This is a genomic window from Flavobacterium sp. UBA4854 (assembly GCF_002399805.1).
GTDB lineage: Bacteria > Bacteroidota > Bacteroidia > Flavobacteriales > Flavobacteriaceae > Flavobacterium > Flavobacterium ginsengisoli.
On the sequence record NZ_DHEI01000120.1, the window covers coordinates 35,863 to 38,184 of the forward strand.

General features: G+C 33.8%; 3 protein-coding genes. 1 reads left to right on the top strand and 2 read right to left on the bottom strand.

The window, feature by feature from the left end; genetic code table 11:
• A partial coding sequence (locus B3J44_RS17700) for a glycosyltransferase (protein ID WP_286970034.1) occupies positions 1–1,167 on the top strand: 1,167 nt, incomplete at its 5' end.
• A 79-nt stretch (positions 1,168–1,246) separates the two neighbouring features.
• On the opposite strand, the gene B3J44_RS17705 is transcribed toward B3J44_RS17700, so the two are convergent.
• Together B3J44_RS17705 and B3J44_RS17710 are read right to left on the bottom strand one after the other, a co-directional pair.
• Positions 1,247–1,951 carry an AAA family ATPase gene (locus B3J44_RS17705; protein WP_286970036.1) on the bottom strand — a complete coding sequence of 235 codons (705 nt, stop codon included), beginning with the start codon at positions 1,949–1,951 and terminating at the stop codon, positions 1,247–1,249.
• Positions 1,952–1,980: 29 nt separating this feature from the next.
• Positions 1,981–2,322: alanine racemase (locus B3J44_RS17710; protein WP_286970037.1), on the bottom strand; the 342-nt coding region annotated here is incomplete at its 5' end.

A 2,322-nucleotide genomic window follows, 5' to 3' on the forward strand; every position in this document is an offset into this window, starting at 1 on the left:
ACACTTTTATTTTTCTACCAAACAGGGGTTTTCTTGTACAGTTCTTATTTGTACTTAAGATACAAAGCTATTCCATCAGTATCAGATGATTTATTGCCAACTTGTACGATTATCGTTCCGGCATACAATGAAGGAAAACTAGTTTGGGACACTTTATTAAGTCTTGCAGAAAGCGATTATCCAGCAGAAAAACTGCAGCTTCTTGCTATTGACGATGGAAGTAAAGATGATACTTGGTACTGGATGCAAGAAGCAAAAGCAAAATTAGGAGATCGTGTTACGATTTTTCAGCAGCCTAAAAACCAAGGAAAACGTCAGGCTTTATACAGAGGTTTCAAATTAGGAACAGGAGAAATCTTCGTAACTGTAGATAGTGATTCTATAGTAAAAAAAGATACTTTAAGAAACTTAGTTAGCCCATTTGTGGTAAATAAAAAATGTGGTGCAGTTGCAGGAAACGTTCAGGTTTTGAACAATAAAAAAGCGATTTTACCAAAAATGCTTAACGTAAGTTTTGTAATGAGTTTCGAATTTCAACGTTCTGCAGAAAGCCAATTGGGTTCTGTGTTATGTACGCCAGGAGCTTTGGCAGCTTACAGAAGAGATGCAGTTTTTAACTGTCTGCCAGAATGGATCAACCAAACTTTTATGGGGCAGCCATCAGATATTGGAGAAGATCGTGCTCTTACCAATATGATTTTGAAACAAGGTTTAGAAGTGAAATTTCAAAGAAATGCAGTGGTATTAACTAATGTTCCAGAAGAATACAAAGGATTATACAAAATGTTTATTAGATGGGCGAGAAGTAATGTTCGCGAAAATCTTATGATGGCAAAATATGTTTTCAAGGATTTTAGAAAAGAATCGAAATTTGGACCTAGAATGCTGTTTTTAAATCAGTTTTTTAAAATTGCAATGACATATCCGTTCTTTTTATTCATGTTCTACTTTATTGCAGTTCACCCAATATTATTCATTAGTTCAACTCTGGTTGCTATATTAATGTTCTCAACATTTTCGATGGCATTTTACGCAAAAAGATATACGCTTGCAGAATCTTTCTGGGCTTATTCTTATAGTGTTTTCTACACTTTCAGTTTATTCTGGATTGCACCTTATGCCATTGCAACAGCCAACAAAAGAGGTTGGTTGACAAGAGGACTATAAATTAAGAACACTATTCATTCTATTATATAAAACTCCGCCAAACGAAAACCCGCTGTAGTGTCAGCGGGTTTTCTCATTTTTATTTAGAATCTAAAGCAGCAATAATCTGCCTTTTCATTGTAGTATTGGTGTAATCTAAAGCTTCGGCATAAGAAACAGAATATTTTCTTTGGATGTTCTGGAAATGTTCTGGAAACGTGCTTACGATTTTATCGTAATAAATATCCAGCTGTTTTTCTGAAGGCATTTCATATTTTAAGCGAAGCTGAAATCTTCGCAGTAATGCGCTATCTATTATTTCGTAATGATTCGTTGCACAGATCAATAAACTATCAGAAGGGAAATAATCAAAAAGCTGAATGATTGTGTTTACCAAACGTCTCATTTCGCCAACATCTTTATCATCGCTGTCACGGCTTTTTCCGATTTGGTCAAATTCATCCAAAAATAATACGGCTCTTTCGCGAATAGCCTTATCAAAAATAGCTTTTAGATTTTTAGAAGTTTCGCCAATTCTAGAATCGACCACAGTGCTGAGGTTTACAATAATTATCTTTTTATTTAAAGCATTGGCAATTGCTTTTGCTGTTGTCGTTTTACCGCAGCCAGAACTTCCATGCAATAGAATCTTATTGTCAACTTTAAGATTGTATTGTTTTAATTCTTCAATATATTGATGTTCCTTGATTATCTGAAGCAAAGCGGCTTTATTTTCATTACTAAAAAACAAATCGTCTAAAGCAATTTTTTCAGTATCAATTACGGTAAGATCATTCAGGTTCATCTGCATTTAATTTGCTGCAAAATTAAGTTTTATTCTGCAATGTTTTCGTTCCAGATTTCTTTTCCTAAAAAACGGTTTCCAAAGATTGAAGTGCCAATTCTTACCATATTAGAGCCTTCTGCAATGGCGAGTTCTAAATCTTGAGACATTCCCATAGAAAGTTTCAAATCTTGTAAACCTTCAATTCCTTCAGAATATATTTCATCTCTTATGGTTCTTAAAAGTCGTAAAGACGGAATCATTTTTTCTTTTTCAACATCCAAAAGTCCGATACTCATTAAACCTTTAATATTTAAGGTTTCGTATGTTTTTATTTTTTTAATGAAAGACAAAACATTTTCTGGCGCCAATCCGAATTTGCTTTCTTCGTA

Bases quoted from the DNA above. Each gene is read 5' to 3' on its own strand.
- B3J44_RS17705 (WP_286970036.1), bottom strand. From the start codon at position 1,951: ATGAACCTGAATGATCTTACCGTAATTGATACTGAAAAAATTGCTTTA.